Source organism: Bacillus sp. EB106-08-02-XG196 (assembly GCF_013396335.1).
Lineage (GTDB): Bacteria > Bacillota > Bacilli > Bacillales > Cytobacillaceae > Neobacillus.
The window spans coordinates 377,373-395,723 of the sequence record NZ_JABWSY010000001.1 but is presented as its reverse complement, the minus strand read 5'-3'; the positions used below and the strand labels follow the sequence as shown (position 1 = coordinate 395,723).

Annotated in this window: 19 protein-coding genes; all 19 read left to right on the top strand. The window is 39.4% G+C overall.

What is annotated here, in order from left to right; translation table 11 throughout:
• Positions 1 to 200 precede the first annotated feature (200 nt).
• The 19 genes from prfB to dgoD all read left to right on the top strand — a co-directional run bounded on the left by prfB (position 201) and on the right by dgoD (position 18,346).
• Positions 201 to 1,302, top strand: a protein-coding gene (prfB, locus tag MLOOGBEN_RS01940; RefSeq protein ID WP_179156567.1) for a peptide chain release factor 2 whose coding sequence is annotated in 2 segments (ribosomal slippage) — positions 201 to 272 and positions 274 to 1,302 — 1,101 coding nt in all. Because the reading frame shifts where the segments join, the coding sequence is not laid out codon by codon here.
• Positions 1,303 to 1,420: 118 nt separating this feature from the next.
• Positions 1,421 to 1,903 carry a DnaA N-terminal domain-containing protein gene (locus MLOOGBEN_RS01935; RefSeq protein ID WP_179156566.1) on the top strand — a complete coding sequence of 161 codons (483 nt, stop codon included), beginning with the start codon at positions 1,421 to 1,423 and terminating at the stop codon, positions 1,901 to 1,903.
• Between the two features lie 183 nt (positions 1,904 to 2,086).
• Entirely contained in the window at positions 2,087 to 2,950 is an 864-nt protein-coding gene (locus MLOOGBEN_RS01930; protein ID WP_179156565.1) for a YitT family protein, read from the top strand.
• A 50-nt stretch (positions 2,951 to 3,000) separates the two neighbouring features.
• Positions 3,001 to 3,324: a cytochrome c551 gene (cccB, locus tag MLOOGBEN_RS01925; protein ID WP_179156564.1), complete on the top strand. Its 324-nt coding sequence runs from the start codon at positions 3,001 to 3,003 to the stop codon at positions 3,322 to 3,324.
• A gap of 294 nt (positions 3,325 to 3,618) precedes the next feature.
• Positions 3,619 to 4,305, top strand: a complete 687-nt coding sequence (gene ftsE, locus MLOOGBEN_RS01920; RefSeq protein WP_179156563.1) for a cell division ATP-binding protein FtsE — start codon at positions 3,619 to 3,621, stop codon at positions 4,303 to 4,305.
• Positions 4,295 to 5,188: a permease-like cell division protein FtsX gene (ftsX, locus tag MLOOGBEN_RS01915; protein ID WP_179156562.1), complete on the top strand. Its 894-nt coding sequence runs from the start codon at positions 4,295 to 4,297 to the stop codon at positions 5,186 to 5,188. The genes ftsE and ftsX overlap by 11 nt, the downstream gene beginning before the upstream one ends.
• A 106-nt stretch (positions 5,189 to 5,294) precedes the next feature.
• On the top strand, positions 5,295 to 6,599 hold the full coding sequence (locus MLOOGBEN_RS01910) for a murein hydrolase activator EnvC family protein (protein ID WP_179156561.1): 1,305 nt from the start codon (positions 5,295 to 5,297) through the stop codon (positions 6,597 to 6,599).
• 167 nt (positions 6,600 to 6,766) lie between these two features.
• On the top strand, positions 6,767 to 8,221 hold the full coding sequence (locus MLOOGBEN_RS01905; RefSeq protein ID WP_179156560.1) for a S41 family peptidase: 1,455 nt from the start codon (positions 6,767 to 6,769) through the stop codon (positions 8,219 to 8,221).
• 277 nt (positions 8,222 to 8,498) lie between these two features.
• The gene (locus MLOOGBEN_RS01900) at positions 8,499 to 9,692 is read left to right on the top strand and encodes a PDZ domain-containing protein (protein WP_179156559.1); all 1,194 of its coding nucleotides are present in this window, start codon (positions 8,499 to 8,501) and stop codon (positions 9,690 to 9,692) included.
• A gap of 81 nt (positions 9,693 to 9,773) precedes the next feature.
• Positions 9,774 to 10,220 carry a hypothetical protein gene (locus MLOOGBEN_RS01895; protein WP_179156558.1) on the top strand — a complete coding sequence of 149 codons (447 nt, stop codon included), beginning with the start codon at positions 9,774 to 9,776 and terminating at the stop codon, positions 10,218 to 10,220.
• 165 nt (positions 10,221 to 10,385) lie between these two features.
• The gene (locus tag MLOOGBEN_RS01890) at positions 10,386 to 10,967 is read left to right on the top strand and encodes a putative ABC transporter permease (protein WP_179156557.1); all 582 of its coding nucleotides are present in this window, start codon (positions 10,386 to 10,388) and stop codon (positions 10,965 to 10,967) included.
• 44 nt (positions 10,968 to 11,011) lie between these two features.
• Positions 11,012 to 11,212: a hypothetical protein gene (locus MLOOGBEN_RS01885; RefSeq protein ID WP_179156556.1), complete on the top strand. Its 201-nt coding sequence runs from the start codon at positions 11,012 to 11,014 to the stop codon at positions 11,210 to 11,212.
• Between the two features lie 179 nt (positions 11,213 to 11,391).
• Positions 11,392 to 12,138 (top strand): IclR family transcriptional regulator, encoded by a 747-nt coding sequence (locus MLOOGBEN_RS01880; protein WP_179156555.1) that lies wholly within the window; start codon positions 11,392 to 11,394, stop codon positions 12,136 to 12,138.
• 179 nt (positions 12,139 to 12,317) lie between these two features.
• A complete protein-coding gene (locus MLOOGBEN_RS01875; RefSeq protein ID WP_179156554.1) occupies positions 12,318 to 13,637 on the top strand; it encodes an ABC transporter substrate-binding protein in 1,320 nt (439 codons plus the stop codon).
• A gap of 118 nt (positions 13,638 to 13,755) precedes the next feature.
• Positions 13,756 to 14,634 carry a carbohydrate ABC transporter permease gene (locus tag MLOOGBEN_RS01870; RefSeq protein WP_179156553.1) on the top strand — a complete coding sequence of 293 codons (879 nt, stop codon included), beginning with the start codon at positions 13,756 to 13,758 and terminating at the stop codon, positions 14,632 to 14,634.
• On the top strand, positions 14,631 to 15,455 hold the full coding sequence (locus tag MLOOGBEN_RS01865; protein ID WP_179156552.1) for a carbohydrate ABC transporter permease: 825 nt from the start codon (positions 14,631 to 14,633) through the stop codon (positions 15,453 to 15,455). The genes MLOOGBEN_RS01870 and MLOOGBEN_RS01865 overlap by 4 nt, the downstream gene beginning before the upstream one ends.
• Positions 15,456 to 15,480: 25 nt before the next feature.
• The gene (locus MLOOGBEN_RS01860) at positions 15,481 to 16,113 is read left to right on the top strand and encodes a bifunctional 4-hydroxy-2-oxoglutarate aldolase/2-dehydro-3-deoxy-phosphogluconate aldolase (RefSeq protein ID WP_179156551.1); all 633 of its coding nucleotides are present in this window, start codon (positions 15,481 to 15,483) and stop codon (positions 16,111 to 16,113) included.
• A gap of 12 nt (positions 16,114 to 16,125) precedes the next feature.
• Positions 16,126 to 17,163, top strand: coding sequence for a 2-dehydro-3-deoxygalactonokinase (locus MLOOGBEN_RS01855; protein WP_218780991.1), 1,038 nt, complete (start codon positions 16,126 to 16,128; stop codon positions 17,161 to 17,163).
• Positions 17,164 to 17,197: 34 nt separating this feature from the next.
• Positions 17,198 to 18,346 (top strand): galactonate dehydratase, encoded by a 1,149-nt coding sequence (gene dgoD, locus MLOOGBEN_RS01850; RefSeq protein ID WP_179156549.1) that lies wholly within the window; start codon positions 17,198 to 17,200, stop codon positions 18,344 to 18,346.
• Positions 18,347 to 18,351: the final 5 nt, after the last annotated feature.

Below are 18,351 nucleotides of genomic sequence, written 5' to 3'. Positions count from 1 at the left end.
AATTCAAAAAATCATTTCCTATCTCTGTGGATAAGTGCTGTTATCCACAGGATGTTTGGCTAGTAAAGTCCCCGAAACATTCCATCATTATATAATCATTTTTGAAATTTCCCCTCTAGTCAGGCTATAATGGATAAGGAACATACGAACGACCATAACATATGCTACAAACAGACGTAATTTTTATAGAGGTGACGAAAATGGAATTAGCAGAAATACGAAATGAACTTGAAAAATCAGCTAAGAAATTAGTGGACTTTAGGGGGTCTCTTTGACCTTGAAAATAAGGAAGCACGCATAGCTGAACTGGATGATCAAATGCTCCACCCTGATTTTTGGAATGACCAACAGGCGGCCCAAACCGTCATTAGTGAGGCCAATGCCTTAAAGGATCAGGTAAATGAATTTAGTGACTTATTCGAAACATTTGAGAATCTGGAAGTAAGCTATGAGCTTGTAAAAGAAGAAAGTGATGCGGAACTCCAAGCAGAGCTTGAGGAAGAGTTAATCGAACTGACCTCAAGATTAAATGAATTTGAACTTCAGCTGCTGCTAAGTGAAGAATACGATAAACATAATGCGATTTTAGAGCTGCACCCGGGTGCTGGCGGAACGGAGTCACAGGACTGGGGCTCCATGCTGCTCCGTATGTATACACGTTGGGCAGAGAAAAAGGGCTTTAAGGTTGAAACGCTTGATTATCTTCCTGGTGATGAAGCGGGGATTAAAAGTGTAACCTTGGCGATTAGAGGTCATAACGCATACGGTTATTTAAAGGCGGAAAAAGGTGTCCATCGTTTAGTAAGGATTTCACCGTTTGATGCTTCTGGCCGTCGTCATACATCCTTTGTATCGTGTGAAGTTATGCCTGAATTTAATGATGAAATTGAAATCGAAATCCGTACCGAGGATCTAAAAATAGATACGTATCGTGCCAGCGGTGCAGGTGGACAGCATATCAATACCACTGATTCAGCTGTGAGGATTACTCATATGCCAACAGGGGTTGTCGTTACCTGTCAGAATGAGCGCTCACAGATTAAGAACCGTGAGGCAGCGATGAAAATGTTGAAAGCCAAGCTGTATCAACGCGAAATCGAACAGCAGGAAAAAGAGCTTTTGGAAATTCGCGGTGAACAAAAAGAAATCGGCTGGGGAAGCCAAATTCGCTCCTACGTCTTCCACCCTTACTCCATGGTGAAGGATCACCGGACAAGTGCAGAAAGTGGAAACGTTCAGGGTGTTATGGATGGAGATTTAGATCCATTTATTGATGCTTATCTGCGTTCTAGAATTTCATAATCAGATTGAAATGACGTGTGCAAAATTGCTCGCGTCTTTTCTTTTGTTTCTATATAATTTGTCTTTTAAAAATAAACACCTATAATTAACCTAAATAGTGGAAGAAGGGGGTATTAATTTGACCAAGGTTACGGTGAAAAATTTTAATTTCTTGGATATTTGGACTAAAGTGTTAGAAAACATAAGAGAAAGCATTTCAAAGCCTTCATATGAGACATGGATTGCCCCGCTAACAGCTCAAATAGAAGATGAAGACATTGTAATTATTAAAGCTCCTAATGATTTTGCTAAGGATTGGATAGAAGTAAGATACAAAGAGCTTATATTTGAAAGTATTAGAAAAGTTACAGGAAGCACATTTGAAATTGAGGTAGTCGGTATTGAAAGAGAAAATAATCCTATACCCACAATTACTAGGTTGAACATCCGGCAAGCTCTTGGGTACTTTCTCTTAGCTTGTAACGAAGCTAACATACCTAAAAGTACAATAAATGAGATTTACAAAAATATGCGGTGGCAATTTGATATAAAAACCCCTGAAGAAGCTGAAAAGGAAGGTTATGAATGGTACCGCTCATTAGAAAAAGATAAAATTCAATAAAAATCTTCAAAAAACTCGCAAAGAATATGACGAGTTTTTTTATTTAATAGTAAATACTAATAAAAATTTAACCCTTTAATGCGTTATCTCAATCCCATTTACAGCAAATTATTGCCATGCTATACTCATTCGGTTGAGTAAGAAAATGATAGCAAAAAGGTAATATAGAGGGGAATTTTCACTATGAATAAGAGAAAAAGTAACCAGACTGCACCGAAATTTGAAAGTGCATTAGAATACATAAACGTACTAATCGGATCAGCTATAATTGCGCTGGCCTTTAATGTTTTTCTGCTGCCTAATCAAATTGCTTCAGGAGGCGTCAGCGGAATTAGTACGATATTATTAAGCGTGCTGGGATGGGAACCTGCTTATGTACAATGGGCGTTTAATATTCCATTGTTTATTGCCGGAGTCGTTTTACTAGGAAAACAATTTGGGGTTAAAACCCTTGTCGGTACATTATTCTTACCTTTTGTTGTTTTCTTAACAAAGAATATTGAACCGTGGACAAATGACGCCTTACTTAGCGCTTTGTTTGGCGGGATCGCAGTAGGTCTTGGACTTGGAATTGTTTTTAGAGGAAATGCTTCAACAGGCGGAACGGACTTAGCGGCACAGATTATTACCAAGTACACCGGGTTAACACTTGGAACGAGTGTTGTTCTGATTGATGGACTTATCGTCATTTCAGCTGCTCTTGTGTTCGATATTGAACGAGGATTATATGCTCTCATTGCCTTATATGTAACCAGTAAGACGATAGATTTGGTTCAGGTTGGTTTTGGCAGATCGAAAACGGCCATGATTATTACGAATAAGCAAGAGGAAGTACGTGAGGGAATTCTAAATAAAATTGATCGAGGTGTAACAAAACTATCGGCATATGGTGGTTTCACTGATAATGAACGTCCAGTTCTTATGTGTGTGGTCGATCAGCGCGAGTTCACAAAATTGAAACAATTGGTTAAAACCCTTGACCCGACTGCATTTGTCGTCGTTATGGACGCTTCTGAAGTGCTGGGAGAAGGTTTCAAAAGGGCGTAAGACTGCTATACTATTCCTTGTATGGAAATTTTTTCTGAGGGGGAGTAGTAATGAAGAAAAAGCTACTACAAATGTTATTGGGAACAGCTCTTGTTATGGGACTTGCTGCCTGCGGCGGCGGAGAAGACGAGGGTGGAGGAGACACAGCAGCAGCAGGGGATGCTGAAAAAGTGTACTCTCAAAAATGTTCAAGCTGTCATGGTGGCGACTTAAAGGGTGGTATGGGACCTGACCTAACTGCTGTAGGAGCCAGCAAGTCAAAAGATGAAATTGCTGCTATCATTAAAGATGGTACGGATGGCGGAATGCCTCCAGGTCTAATTGAAGGCGATGACCTTGATAAGGTTGCAGATTGGCTTTCAACTAAAAAGTAATGAATGTAAACGTTCTGAGAATTTTGCAGAACGTTTTTATTTTTGCGAATCTAAGGTCCTATATTAAGATATTGTAAACTTTTGTCGAAAAATATTGGGCATATATAACAATATATGTAGGTTTTGAAAAGAAACTGTAATATTTTTACCGCTTTTTTTACTCCTATTGAGTGTTATAATGGATTTATGCGAAATCCTGCAGTATTTTGTCTAGGATTTTGTTTTCGTGCAAGAAAATAAGAGGTTAATGTCGAATTTTATTGTTTCGAAACTAACTTATAAAGGTGATCTAAAATGATAGAAATGCAGGATGTGTTTAAAAAGTACCCGAATGGGGTTACTGCCATAAATGGGATAGACGTGCGGATTAACCAAGGAGAGTTTGTCTATGTGGTTGGTCCAAGTGGTGCGGGTAAATCTACATTCATTAAAATGATGTATCGCGAGGAAGTCCCAACCTCAGGAACCATTACAATGAATGGTGTTAACATAGCTAAAATAAAAAACAAGAAAGTACCTATTTTCCGACGGAATCTTGGCGTGGTCTTTCAAGACTTTAAACTATTGCCAATGAAAACTGTTTATGAGAATGTAGCTTTTGCACTCGAGGTTATTGAAGCGCAGCCGAAATATATCAAGAAGCGCGTAATGGAAGTTCTTGACCTTGTTAATCTTAAGCATAAAGCTAGAATGCTTCCAACAGAGTTATCCGGAGGCGAGCAGCAGCGTGTTTCGATTGCCCGTTCAATTGTTAACTCACCAAAGGTAGTAATAGCGGACGAACCTACAGGTAATCTTGACCCAGAGACTTCATGGGAAATCATGAATATCTTTGAAGAAATTAATAATAGGGGTACCACGATTGTAATGGCTACCCATAATCGGGAAATCGTCAACACCATTAAACATCGGGTAATTGCCATTGAGGCAGGTAAAATAGCACGTGACGAACAAAGAGGTGATTACGGTTATGAAAATTAGAACTCTTGGCCGTCATGCACGTGAAAGCTTTAAGAGTATTGGAAGAAATGGCTGGATGACGTTTGCCTCAGTTAGTGCTGTTACGGTAACGCTCATTTTAGTCGGTGTCTTTTTCGTTATTATGATGAATCTCAATAAAGTGGCAGAGACCATTGAAGAGGACGTGCAAATTCGCGTTCACATCGATGTTGCAGCAAATGACGAAGATCAGCAAAAGTTAAAAAGTGCGATTGAAAATATTTCAGAAGTTCAGAGTGTGAAATTTTCATCCAAGGAGCAAGAGCTTGAAGATTTAATTAAGAGCATGGGTGAGGATGGACAAGCATTTAAACTTTTTGAGCAAGACAATCCACTTAACGATGTATTTATCGTAAAAACGAAAAAGCCACAGGATACCATGAATGCGGCAACGGAAATTGGAAAGCTAGAGTATGTTACAAAGGCTGTGTACGGTAAGGGAACAGTTGAAAAATTATTTAACTTTATCAAAGCAAGCCGAAATGTAGGAATTGTATTAATCGCTGGATTATTTTTCACTGCGGTTTTCTTAATCTCTAATACGATTAAAATTACGATTATCGCCAGGCGTAGAGAAATTAAGATTATGAGGCTGGTAGGAGCAACGAATAACTTTATTAGATGGCCATTCTTCTTAGAAGGACTATGGCTTGGCATCCTTGGTGCGATTCTGCCCATTATTTTAATATCGATTGCTTACTATAACGCTTATGAGTATCTAGCACCAAAGTTAATAGGGAACTTCATTCAAATTCTTCCATATAATCCGTTTATGTATCAGGTTTCTGGACTCCTTCTATTAATGGGAGGCTTAATCGGAGTATGGGGCAGTGTGATGTCAGTTAGAAAGTTCTTAAAGGTTTAATTTTGTCAGGAAGGGCAGTGGTAAAATGTCCTTCCTGATTTAAATAGTAGGGAGAGATAACGATTTACCCTTACATAAATATATGAGTGGGGAGGAGAACTAGGTCTTGAAAAAATCATTTGTAACGTTTGCTGTTGCAGGAACATTCATTGTAAGCAATATTTTTGGGGGGATCGCTGAAGCAACTTCTATTTCAGGCTTACAAAACCAGCAAAAGGAAATTCAAAAGGAAAAATCTGAATTATCCTCTGATATCAATAATGCAGATCAACAGATTAATAGTTTAAATGCACAGCAGGCGGATGTAAAAGAAGAAATGACACGTATTGATCATTCAATTGACGATACTCATCGGAAGATTAGAGAAAAAACGGACGAGCTAGAGGAAACGAAGGCAGAAATTACTAGACTTCAAGAAGAAATTAAAGTGACAAAGGAACGAATAAATAAGCGAAATGAGCTTTTGAAAGATCGTGCCCGAAATTATCAAGAAACAGGTGGAATGGTCAGTTATCTTGACGTGTTAATGGGTTCCAAAAACTTTAGTGATTTTATTGACCGTGCAAGTGCTGTCGCTACAATCATGCAGGCAGATCAGGATATTCTAGCGCAGCATGAAGCAGATAAAAAGAGTCTTGAGGAAAATCAAGCCAAGCTGGAAGTAGAGCTTGCGAGTGTTCAAACCATGCTGGCTGACTTAGAAGAAATGAACCAACAATTGAATGCGCAGAGAGCGGAAAAGGATAGGTTATTAGCTACTCTAGAAGAGCAGGAAGATGAAATCCATGCACATAAAATGGAGCTTCAAGAAGAGGCGCAAATTCTAGCGGCACAATCAGCAGCCATTCAAAAGGCAATTGAGCTTGAACAACAACGCCAGGTAGCATCGGCTGCCGCAGCAAAAGCAGCCGCCGATGCAGCAGCTGCAGCTGCGAACAACAATAATTCAGGGTCTGGCAGCGGTGGAGGGGCTAGTACCCCTTTACAAACATCTCCACCTGTCTCTAGTGGAGCGTTCACAATGCCAGCGAATGGAACGTTTACATCAAGTTTTGCGCCTAGATGGGGCTCCTTCCACTACGGGGTGGATATAGCTAATCGTGCGGCAAATGTACCAATTTGGGCAGCAGCAGATGGTGTTGTCATTCAATCCTACTATTCTAGCAGTTATGGGAATGTTGTTTTTATCGCCCACTCTGTAAATGGACAATCGTATACAACGGTTTCAGCTCATATGGAAACAAGATATGTCAGCTCTGGAGCAGTTGTGAAAAAGGGTCAGCAGATTGGAATTATGGGTAACACTGGTGATTCACAAGGTAAACATTTACACTTTGAACTTCATAGAGGTAGTTGGAATAATTCCAAAAGTAACGCAATCAATCCTGTGGGGATTGTACCAATGCCATAATAAGGAAAGGGGAGAAGCCAAGCTTCTTCCTTTTCTTTTGGACAAAGTCATGTCAAAAGGGCACCTCCACATTTCTGGCATAACTCGTCCATTCCTTACATAATAGTTAATAAACAGGCGGGAAAGAGACTCTTTTCTAATCGAAGCTGCACATGAGGGGGAACAGGATGAAAAGTAAGTGGATTGCCCTGATGATGGTAGGTTCGCTTCTTACGGGAGCGGGGGGCACATATGCGGGAATGAATTGGTTTGAACAAACAGAGGGAAACACCGCCTTTGAGCAGACATTAACGAAAAAAGATACAGGTGTTACAGATCAAACAGATATGGAGGACCTTGCGAAGGTAAATCAGGCATATGAATTAATCCTGAGCCGATATGTTGAAAAGGTGGATAATGAGATGCTTGTGGAGGGAGCCATTCAAGGAATGCTCACTGTCTTAGATGATCCCTATTCCGTTTATATGAATAGGGAAACTGCCCAGCAATTCAGTCAAGCTTTAGAATCATCCTTTGAAGGTATCGGTGCAGAAGTGGGGATGGAGGATGGGAAAATCGTTATTATCTCTCCATTTAAAAATTCACCAGCTGAAAAAGCGGGATTAAAGCCGAATGATGAGATATTAAAAGTAGACGGAAAAAGTGTTGAAGGCCTAGATTTAAATAAAGCAACATTGAAAATACGAGGTAAAAAAGGAACAAAGGTCAAGTTAGAAATCGCACGAAAGGGCTTAAAGGAACCTTTAACCATTGATGTTACTCGTGATGAAATTCCACTTGAGACCATTCATGCTTCAGTGAAGAAACTAGATGGAAAAAAGATAGGGTACATTGAAATTACTTCGTTTTCACAAGAGACAGCTGCTGATTTTAAAAAGGAGCTAAAAGAGCTAGAGAAAAAAGATATTAATGGCTTACTTATAGATGTCCGTGGGAACCCTGGCGGATTGCTTGTTAGTGTTGAGGATATCTTAAAAGAATTTGTTACGAAAGAAAAACCATTTATACAAATTGAGAAACGAAATGGAGAGAAGGAACGGCACTTCTCCAATCTTAGCGAGAAAAAGGATTACCCAGTAGCAGTCCTCATTAACAAAGGCAGTGCGTCGGCTTCTGAAATTTTAGCGGGAGCATTAAAAGAAGCGGCAGACTATCAATTGGTTGGGGAAACGACTTTTGGTAAGGGAACGGTACAACAGGCGGTTCCGATGGGAGATGGCAGCAATATTAAGCTGACGCTCTTTAAATGGCTGACACCTGATGGAAACTGGATTCACAAAAAAGGGATAAAACCGGATGTGGAAATCGATCAGCCTGCCATCTTTGATACTCATCCACTTCAAATTGAAGAACCGCTGAAAGAGGATATGAACAATGAGCAGGTCAAAAATGCCCAAGAAATATTATCTGGTTTAGGCTTCGCTCCTGGACGGACAGATGGTTATTTTAGTAAAGAAACAACAACAGCAGTTAAAGCCTTTCAGCAAAACAACAACCTCCAGCCATCTGGTAAAATTGATGCAAAAACAGCAGCAATGTTAGAAGAACAGATAATAAAAGAAATGAAGAAAGAGAAAAACGACATCCAACTCCAAACCGCTTTACGACTAATTGCAAAATAAAAGATAAACAGAGGCCGCTGCCTCTGTTTTTTGTGTGCGACAAATCAGGATAAGTATGATTGTGAACTGCCAAGATTTCCTTGGAAATATTTGTTGAAGTATAATGAAATAACACGAATTCCGAAGAAAAGTGTTCGAGGAATCCTAATAATTATATAAAAATTCGACATTTTTTTGTTTTTTCAATAATCTAGTAATAGGTTTTATCCCTCCATTTTGGTAAAATAATCTTTAGAGCTAGAATAGTAGAATTTATGATAGAGGCAGGTGGCAGGAATTGGTGCAATTATGGCTTTTGGAGCTGTTGAAAGGGACAGGTAGACTTTTTCTACATCCGGTTTTTTACTATCTCATTTTCCTTTCAGGAATACTGGGAGTATCAAGGGTTAAACGTGAACGGAAAAATTTCCATACAAGGACATTTGATGCCTATTTTGAACTACGACAGTTGTTTCCTATAGGATTAATACTGGGTTTAGTACTTACCATTGTCACATTAATGGCAGGGTTAACACTTCCATTTGCTGCCATCCTTCTAATTGCTGTCTTTACGATATTATGGAGTTTAACAACTAATATTAGGCTTATGTCGCCAGTATACACGGTAGGTGCAGCGTTTTTCTCTATTAATTTAATCATGGAGTATGAATGGACCCTGCCAATTTTTAATGATACATTTCAGGCTTTAGATGAAAAGGTATATCCTACCTTGGTCATTCTAATGGCACTTTTATTAATTTCAGAGGGAATTCTTATTCGTAAAAATGCAAGTAAAGGTACCTCTCCAAAGCTGGTAAAAAGCAAGCGTGGACAAAATGTTGGCGTCCACGAAGTGAAACGATTCTGGATGCTGCCTATGTTTTTACTTATCCCAGGGGAGGCTCTAACTCTCCCATTCGAGTGGTGGCCAGTCTTCAACATAAGAGCGGAATCCTACTCGCTAATCCTGGTTCCATTTGCAATTGGTTTTAACCAGCAAATTCAAGGTATGCTGCCGAAGAAATCTATCGAGTTACAGGGGCGTCGAGTTACAACACTCGGTGTATTGATTTTGATTTTGTCTGTTATTGGTTATTGGTATCCGTTAATCTCCATCGGAGTAGTAGCCTTGGCGATAATCGGTCGTGAATTGATCTCCTTAATGCAACGATTAAAGGATGATAATTTACCGTTTTACTTCTCGAAGAAAAACAACGGCTTAATGATTATTGGAATTATACCCCAATCCCCTGCTGATAAAATGGGCCTTCAAGTAGGCGAAATAATTTCAAAAGTTAATGGAGTCATCATAAGGGATGAACACGTTTTTTACGAGGCATTACAAAAAAATCGAGCCCATTGTAAGCTCGAGGTTCTAGACATAAATGGTGAGGTTCGTTTCGTTCAACGTGCCCTGTATGAAGGTGATCATTATGAACTTGGTATACTTTTTGTACAGGATCAGAGAAAATTTGATGAAAGAATTGGATAAAGTTATGAATTTTCATAATTAAGCAAAGTAATTTCATAAATAATCATTCATCACCATCTCTTTAAATGGAGGAAGGAACTTATGGATTACAGTGTAGGAGTTTACAAAAATATCAATGATAACACCCTTATCTTGGTGCCCGATGGTTTTAATCAGCATGGGATTCGTTGCAATATCAATAAACCAGCTGTGTTAGAAGAGCCATACAAGCCATCTATGGTTGGCGCTAAACTGAAGGAATGTTTTGATATTACGGTTAATCATCAATATACTGATGAAGATATGAAAGTCATTGTAACCAGACTTGTTACTGGAGAAAAAAGTGATAAAAAGTTTGTGAAAAATCATTTATTTCAAATGGTTTTCTTTAACAAAGAAAATGGCTTTGAGTTTGAGGCTAAAACGGAAAGCAAAGATGGCCGTGGTTACACAATGAAGCCTAATACAACAGCATTGGTTTTAGACAAGAAATCTAGTGAAACGGAATTAGGGGAAGCTGTTTTGCAGACGTTTGAAATCTGCAAATAGATATTCTATTCATAGTGTAAAAGTCCTTTTATAAAAGTTATATAAATTCCCGCTGCTATTTATTTTGGCAGCGGGATTTCTATTAGGAATTTATCGGTATATTTGAGAGTGTGAGTGCTAAACCTAAAATGGAAAATTTATATCCAAGAAAGGTGGTTTAGCCATATGATTAGCTTTTTAGATTTTAACACTCCTTTAAATATAAGCTTTGAAGGAGTTTCTGCAGTTGTTTTTTATTTCACGATTTATTCTTTGATTGGCTGGCTATTAGAAAATAGCTACAGTTACATGACAAAACGAAAATTCTTTAAACCGAATTTTTTTCTTGGACCCTTTAAGCCTATGTATGGCTTCGCCCCTGTACTCTTGGTTTATTTAATCGGTCCAGAAACAAATTGGGCAGTTGTTCTGTTACTATGTTTTTTTATTCCTACGTTTATCGAGTATCTAAGTGGGGCTCTACTACAGAAGTTTTTTCATCGTCAATGGTGGAATTATTCTGATATGCCTATGCAGATACACGGCCATATTTGTTTGCCATTCTCTCTTTGTTGGATTCTGCTGTCCTTAGCTTGTGTAAAATGGGTTCATCCTGTGATTGTTTCTGTTTATGAAGCAATAGAGTTTTTATGGACCTGGATTTGGCCGGCGGTTATACTGTATTTCATTGCTGAACTTACATTATCGATTCGCAGAAATTCTGCCCAGGTACTTGACGAAGCAGAATCACCCAATCCAATTCAATAAAGAACTCTTATGTGATTTAGGAAATCAAAATTGGGAGGATTCCAATGGAGGAATTAGGTAAGCAGATTGATAAACTTTCAAACCAATTAACGGACTTAAGAATGGAAATATGGACGAAGCATACATTGTTCACATGGCAATGGTGGATGCTGCTTATAGCATGTATCATCATGCTAGTCCTCTTTATTGTATGTATTAAAAAAGAAAAACGTCTACTTAAATATGATGGTACAAATGATACTTAAATAGGTTTTAAACATGAAGGACTTATAATAGTCCTTTTTGTATGAAAACTTTTATTAATTGGACTAATTAGCGGAATTTTTAAATAAGTTATTGCCAGAATAGGAAGCCTATAGTATGCTTTGTTTATGAATCATATATATGATATCGAATCACATATGTGATTTAAGGAGGAAGAGTTATGTCGGTAAAATCAGCTAAACGTGTTTTAATGGTTTTTGATTTACTAGCCCAACATCCAGAGGGATTAACCATAAAGGAAATTAGCAGTAAACTTTCCTTTCCCCAAAGCAGCACTTCTGGTTTGATTGAGACGTTATATACAAACAGCTATCTGATTGCTGATGATTTTAGAAAATATAAGCTTGGACCTAAATTGATCCAGCTTGGCGGAGTAGCAAAGGATTCATTAGATCTTTATGCGCAAGGGTCGCTTTTTCTAAAAGAATTGATGGAAGAGGTACAGGAAACCGTTTTCATGGCCATTTTAGATCAATCTGAACTGGCGTATATAGCAAAAATAAATAGTAATCGTTCCATCCGTACCACTGCTGAGCCGGGAAAAAGTAAGCCTCTATACTGTACCGGATTGGGTAAGGCATTTTTAACCTTTCTGCCGGAAGATAGAAAGATTAAAATATTAGATAATCTAAGACTTGCACGCATCACGGATAAGACGATCACCAATAAGGAAGAACTGTTACAGCAGTTAGAATGGTTTGCTGAACAGGGTTATGCTATTGATGATGAGGAAAATGAAGAAGGACTCTATTGTCTTGCAGCGCCTGTGTATGGGGCAAACCAAACCGTTGAGGCGGCGATTAGTGTAGCAGGGCCGAAAGATAGGATGCTTAAGCAAAAAGAATTGATCACTGAGAAGCTGCTCGATACAGCAAGTAAAATATCAATTAGCATTGGATACAGATAACTCAAATGATTAGCTAGATTTATAGAATGATTTTTTATAAGTCATTATATGGTTTCACGACCATTTAAACATATTTTGATAGCGCTTAAATCTTCTCAACAAGCCAAATTTTTTCACCATATAATGAAAGCGTTGTCACGTTTTTTAATTATTTTTATATTAGAAATAGGGGGAGAATTATGAAAAGTAATTTCTTAGGTTTTAAGAAGGCAGCAGGGTATCTTGCTTTAGCTGTAGGGATTAGTTCAGCGCTCGTCGGCTGCAGCGGCGGGTCAGATACAGCAAAAGAAACATCTGATAATGGGGAGAAAAAGGTCCAAGAGATTCGCGTGGTGGCAGCAAACCATCCATGGACAGAGGCTATTAAGAATGAATTACCTGCATTCGAAAAAGAGACAGGAATTAAGGTTAAGATTGATAGCTATTTTGAAGATCAACTGACACAAAAAACATCTGTCGAGTTTGCTTCTAACTCAAAGGGTATCGATGTTGTAATGTTCCGTCCGCTTCAGGATGGAAAAATGTACAACAAGAGTGGATACTTTGCAGATATGAGCAGTTATGTTGGAGAAGAGAAGGACTACACAAATGACTTTATTCCTTCATCACTTGGAAGTGTCAAGGATGGAGAAAAGTTTTACGGATTGCCTCTAGTAACAGAAACTCAAGTGCTTTACTACCGTAAAGACCTTTTAGAAAAGGCTGGTATTGAAGTTCCAAAGACACTTGAAGAACTTGAAGCAGCGGCAAAGACATTACATGATCCAGCAAATGGAGTTTCAGGATTCGTTTCTCGTGGTAAGCGTGCTGCAGCAGTTACTCAGTTCTCAAGCTACTTGTATGCTTTCGGCGGCGATTTCATGAAGGATGGAAAATCAGCCATTACATCGCCTGAAGCGATTGAAGCATTTAATTACTACGGAAACATGCTTAATAAATACGGTCCTAAAGGTACATTAAACATGAGCTGGCCGGAAGCAATGGCAGTGTTCACTCAAGGACAAGCGGCATTCTATACTGATGCTTCATCTTTATTTACCAATGCCACTGACCCTGCCAAATCACAGGTAGCAGATAAAGTTGGATTTGCCCCATTCCCGGCTGGTCCGGAAGGTTCAAAGCCTTATAATATCACATCTTGGGCACTTGGTATCGGAGCGAACTCTGAGAAAAAGGATGCTGCATGGGAATTTATTAAATGGGCTGAAAGTAAAGAAATGGTGTTGAAGCTTCAAGCTGAAGGTAACCCTGGTGCACGTATTTCTGTCTGGGAGTCGCCAGAAGGAACGGCAAAATTCCCGAAAGATTTAGCAGAAGCTATTGGTGCAAATGGTGAAGCTGAGGCTGTCCCTTACGATCGTCCAGTTCTAATTAACGTAGGAGCAGCACGTGACGTGATTGGTGATGTCATTTTAGCAGGAATTGAAGGGAAAGACGTCAAAGCGGCTGCCGAAAAAGCAGATGAAGAATTCCAGAAGATTATTGACAGCGAGAAATAATAAAACCGATTTAACCTAATTTGAAACGGTTTTCGGTTAGCAGTCTGGGTTTGACTTCTAGATGCTCTCAGGAGGCCGTTTTTTTTAAGGCAATTGATCATTGGTAAGGAGGAGCAGTATGACAAATTGGATTGATCGTAACATCAAGTGGGTTTTTACTATGCCTGCTGTGATCTTTGTAGCACTAATGATGGTCGCGCCTGTCGGATATACATTCTGGCTTAGTTTTCATGAATGGAGTATGTCGAATATTACCCCGCCGTTATGGGTAGCTTTTCAAAATTACCTTGAATTATTTCAAGATGAACTTTTTATTAAATCATTAAAACTTATGTTTTACTTTACCATTGTGGCGGTAACGCTTGAAACAGTATTGGGAGTGGGGCTTGCCATTCTGATGAACCAAAATATTGTTGGCAAAGGGCTAGTAAAAACATTATTTCTATTGCCAATGGTTGCAACTCCAGTTGCTGTAGGTTTAATTTGGGTGCTTATTTATGAGCCTAATATTGGTATCGCAAATGTTTTTTTAGAAAAATTAGGGCTCCCAGGTCAGGAATGGTTAACCTCTCAGAGTCTTGTTATGCCATCGTTAATCTTTATTGACATTTGGGAATGGACACCAATGATTGCATTAATCGTATTAGCAGGTCTCGTTTCGCTGCCAAAGGATCCATATGAGGCTGCTATGATTGATGGAGCGAATACATGGCAATCGTTTACAAAAATTACACTTCCTTTATTGAAGCCGACACTTTATTCGGCCGTCTTGCTAAGAATGATTGATGCATTAAAAACGTTCGATATTATATATGCTACAACCCAGGGTGGTCCAGGAACGTCATCCCAGACAATCAATATCTATGGTTACGTTTTAGGATTTCAATACTTTAAAATTGGCCAGGCATCAGCCTTGCTAATGATCTTCTTCATTATTGTCCTTAGCATCAGTATTTTCACGATCCTTTTACGGAAGAGTGCGGGGGTTAACCTATGAGTAGAAAAAAACCGATAACAATAAAATCAATCCTAACTCATGTGGGTGTCTACTTATCCCTGTTTTTGTTTTTACTACCTTTCCTTTGGATGCTCCTTGCGTCATTTAAAACGCAAGTACAGATATTAGATACATCAAAACTATTTGAAATTACCGCTAATTTCAGTAATTACATTAGCGTATTTAACGAATATTCTTTTCTTTCATTTATTTGGAACAGCTTTATTGTTGGAATAGGTGCGACGATTTTTGGCCTAATTCTAGGATTGCCGGCTGCTTATTCCATTGCAAAATATAAACAGGAAGGGCTTGGACTTTTGATACTGGTAGCCAGAATTGTTCCTGGTATCTCTTTCCTTATCCCTTGGTTTATCATTTTCTCGAAATTGCAATTAATTGATACTTATACTTCCCTTATTCTCAGTCATATGCTTGTGACAATGCCGTTTATTATTTGGGTTATGATTCCGTTCTTTGAAGGATTGCCGCTTGAACTTGAGGAGTCTGCTCGTGTTGACGGATGTTCCATCCCTGGTGCATTTGTAAGAGTTATGCTCCCAATCTCAGGACCGGGAATTGTGACATCATCGATCTTAGCGTTTATTTTTTCATGGAATAACTTTATGTTTTCCTTGATTCTTGCAGGTGACAATACGAAGACATTACCGATAGCAGTGTTTAATTTTATCTCCTATTCAGAGATAAACTGGGGTGGGCTGATGGCGGCTTCCGTGATCATCACAGCACCGGTTCTTATTTTGGCGCTGTTTGCCCAAAAGTATATTATTGCTGGGCTGACGGGAGGAAGTGTAAAAGGGTAACTTTCATCTAAGGAGTTGAAGTGGAATGAGCACCTCGTCATTAGAGGAGATTAGAAGAGCAAAACTGGTGGCCATTATTCGCAGCCACTCGTTAGAGGGATTAGAAAATACAGTTAGAAGTCTCTATAAGGGGGGAATTCGTGCTATTGAAATCACGATGAATACCCCTGGTGCTTTAAGTGGAATTGAACGGTTAAAAGAAAACTTTCCTGAGCTGCTGATTGGGGCAGGGACGGTATTAGATTCAGAGACTGCTAGACTAGCGATTATGTCTGGGGCAGGCTTCCTCCTAACCCCCACTTTGAAAAAGGAAACCATTGAAATCTCCAATCGCTATCATGTGCCGATTATCCCGGGAGTCATGACTCCTACTGAGGTGTTAACGGCATATGAATACGGGGCAAAAATGGTTAAAATCTTCCCGATTCGACAGCTTGGTCATAAGTATTTGACTGACTTAAAGGGTCCGTTACCGTTTGTTGAAACGATGGCTGTCGGGGGAATCTCCCTAGAGAATGCAGGTTTATATTTAAAGTCAGGTGCAAGTGCCTTGGGAATTGGCAGTGCGCTCGTGGATGAAAAGCTAGTACAACAAGGTGATTTTACAGAAATTGAAAGACGGGCAGCAAGCTTCGTAGAAATTGTCAGTCAACAATAATCACCAAATTGAATGACGAGAAAAGCGGTGGCGAATGTGAAGGTAATTCTGATTGATTCTGGAACAACCAACTCCAGACTTAGACTATATGATCGAACAACAAACAAAGTCATTGATTCTGAAAAAATCCGAATTGGTGTTAGGGACACAGCCATTTCAGGTAGTAATCATAACCTGAAGGTCCAATTGAAAAAAGGAATCCAGCGATTATTAACTAGAAATCAGTTTACCCCCTCTGATATAAAGTATATTGCAGCATCAGGGATGATTACCTCCAATTTAGGAATCTATGAGATTCCTCATGTGGCTAGTCCCGCAGGAGTTTCCGACTTTGCCAAGTACTCAAAAGTAACCAAGCTTGAAGAGTTCCTGTATATCCCTTGTGTTTTTATTCCGGGGATGAAAAATAAAACCAGCCTTTCGGGGACTGAGGATTTGGTATCCCGTATTAATGATTTTGATGTGATGCGCGGGGAGGAAGTAGAATCCTTTGGACTGCTAAAACAGTTTGCCGTACAGGGAAAAGGGATGATTATTCTTCCTGGCTCTCATACAAAATTTGTGGCTGTTGGTGAAAATAAGGATTTGTTGTACTGTGTATCAACATTAGGAGGGGAAATCCTCCAGGCTGTTCAGAAGGAAACAATTCTTTCTGATTCCTTGAATTCAAATCTTATTGGAAGCATCGATGAGAAAATGCTTGAATCCGGGTATGAAGCGGCGAAAATGCATGGCCTGACACGGAGTTTTTATCATATTCGTTTACTTGATTTATTTTCTGATTTGGAAGAAAATCAGCGGGCAAATTATTTTGCTGGAGCTGTCATCTATAATGATCTTCAGGCACTTTCTCAAACGATGGAAGCAATGGACGAGATAGATTGGGTAATTGTCGGAGGTTCAAACCCATTACGAAAGGCTTTTACCCATTTATTAAGGTATACGAATCCTAAATGGACAATCATTGAGGCTAGTGACCAGCAGGTAGAATATTCGCTTGTTTATGGAGCAACTGAGATTTTAGATTGTGATTTAGGCATCTCAGAATAAGGTGACTTTTACTAAATATGGGGAGTGTTTGCAGATGAGAATTCGCAGTTACGAGCTTTTTCAAGTTCCGCCACGCTGGTTATTTTTAAAAATAGAAACCGATGAAGGAATTGTTGGCTGGGGTGAACCGGTCATTGAAGGAAAAGCGGCCACGGTTAAGGCTTGTGTTGAGGAATTGATGGAATCCTTAATCGGCAAGGATCCGCTCCGAATTGAAGATCATTGGAACATGATGTATCGTTCCGGATTTTATCGGGGAGGTCCCATTATCATGAGTGCAATTGCGGGAATTGACCAGGCCCTTTGGGATATTAAAGGAAAGTACTTTAATGCTCCAGTCTATCAGCTGTTAGGCGGTGCCTGCCGAGATTCGATTAAGGTGTATTCCTGGATTGGCGGCGATCGTCCATCTGATGTTGGAGCAGCGGCCAAGAAAGTTGTCGATGTTGGCTTTACGGCTGTCAAAATGAATGGAACCGAAGAATTACAGTATGTTGATTCCTATGAGAAAATTGATCAGGTGCTGGAACGAATTGCTGCGGTTCGTGAAGCTGTCGGACAGTACGTAGGAATTGGGATTGATTTTCACGGCAGGGTACATAAACCAATGGCCAAGATTCTAGCAAAAGAACTAGAACAGTTCAGACCGATGTTTATTGAAGAGCCGGTTTTGAGCGAAAATAATGAAGCCTTAAAGGAAATTGCCCAACATACATCGATCCCGATTGCAACGGGAGAGAGGATGTTTTCGCGCTGGGATTTTAAATCATTGCTGTCCGATGGATATGTCGATATCATTCAGCCTGACTTATCCCATGCAGGCGGTATAACGGAATGTAAAAAGATTGCCTCGATGGCGGAAGCGTATGATGTCGCACTTGCCCCACATTGTCCATTAGGACCAATTGCCCTTGCAGCTTGTCTGCAAGTGGATGCAACAGCACATAATGCCTTTATTCAAGAGCAAAGCTTGGGTATCCATTACAACCAAGGCAGTGACTTGATGGATTACATTGTTGATAAATCTGTATTTGAATATAAAGATGGTTATGTCAGCATCCCGCAAGGTCCCGGATTAGGAATTGAAATCAATGAAGAATTTGTAAGAAAACAAGCAGAAATCAGTCATAACTGGAAAAACCCAGTTTGGCGCCACAAGGATGGAAGCATTGCAGAATGGTAATTACA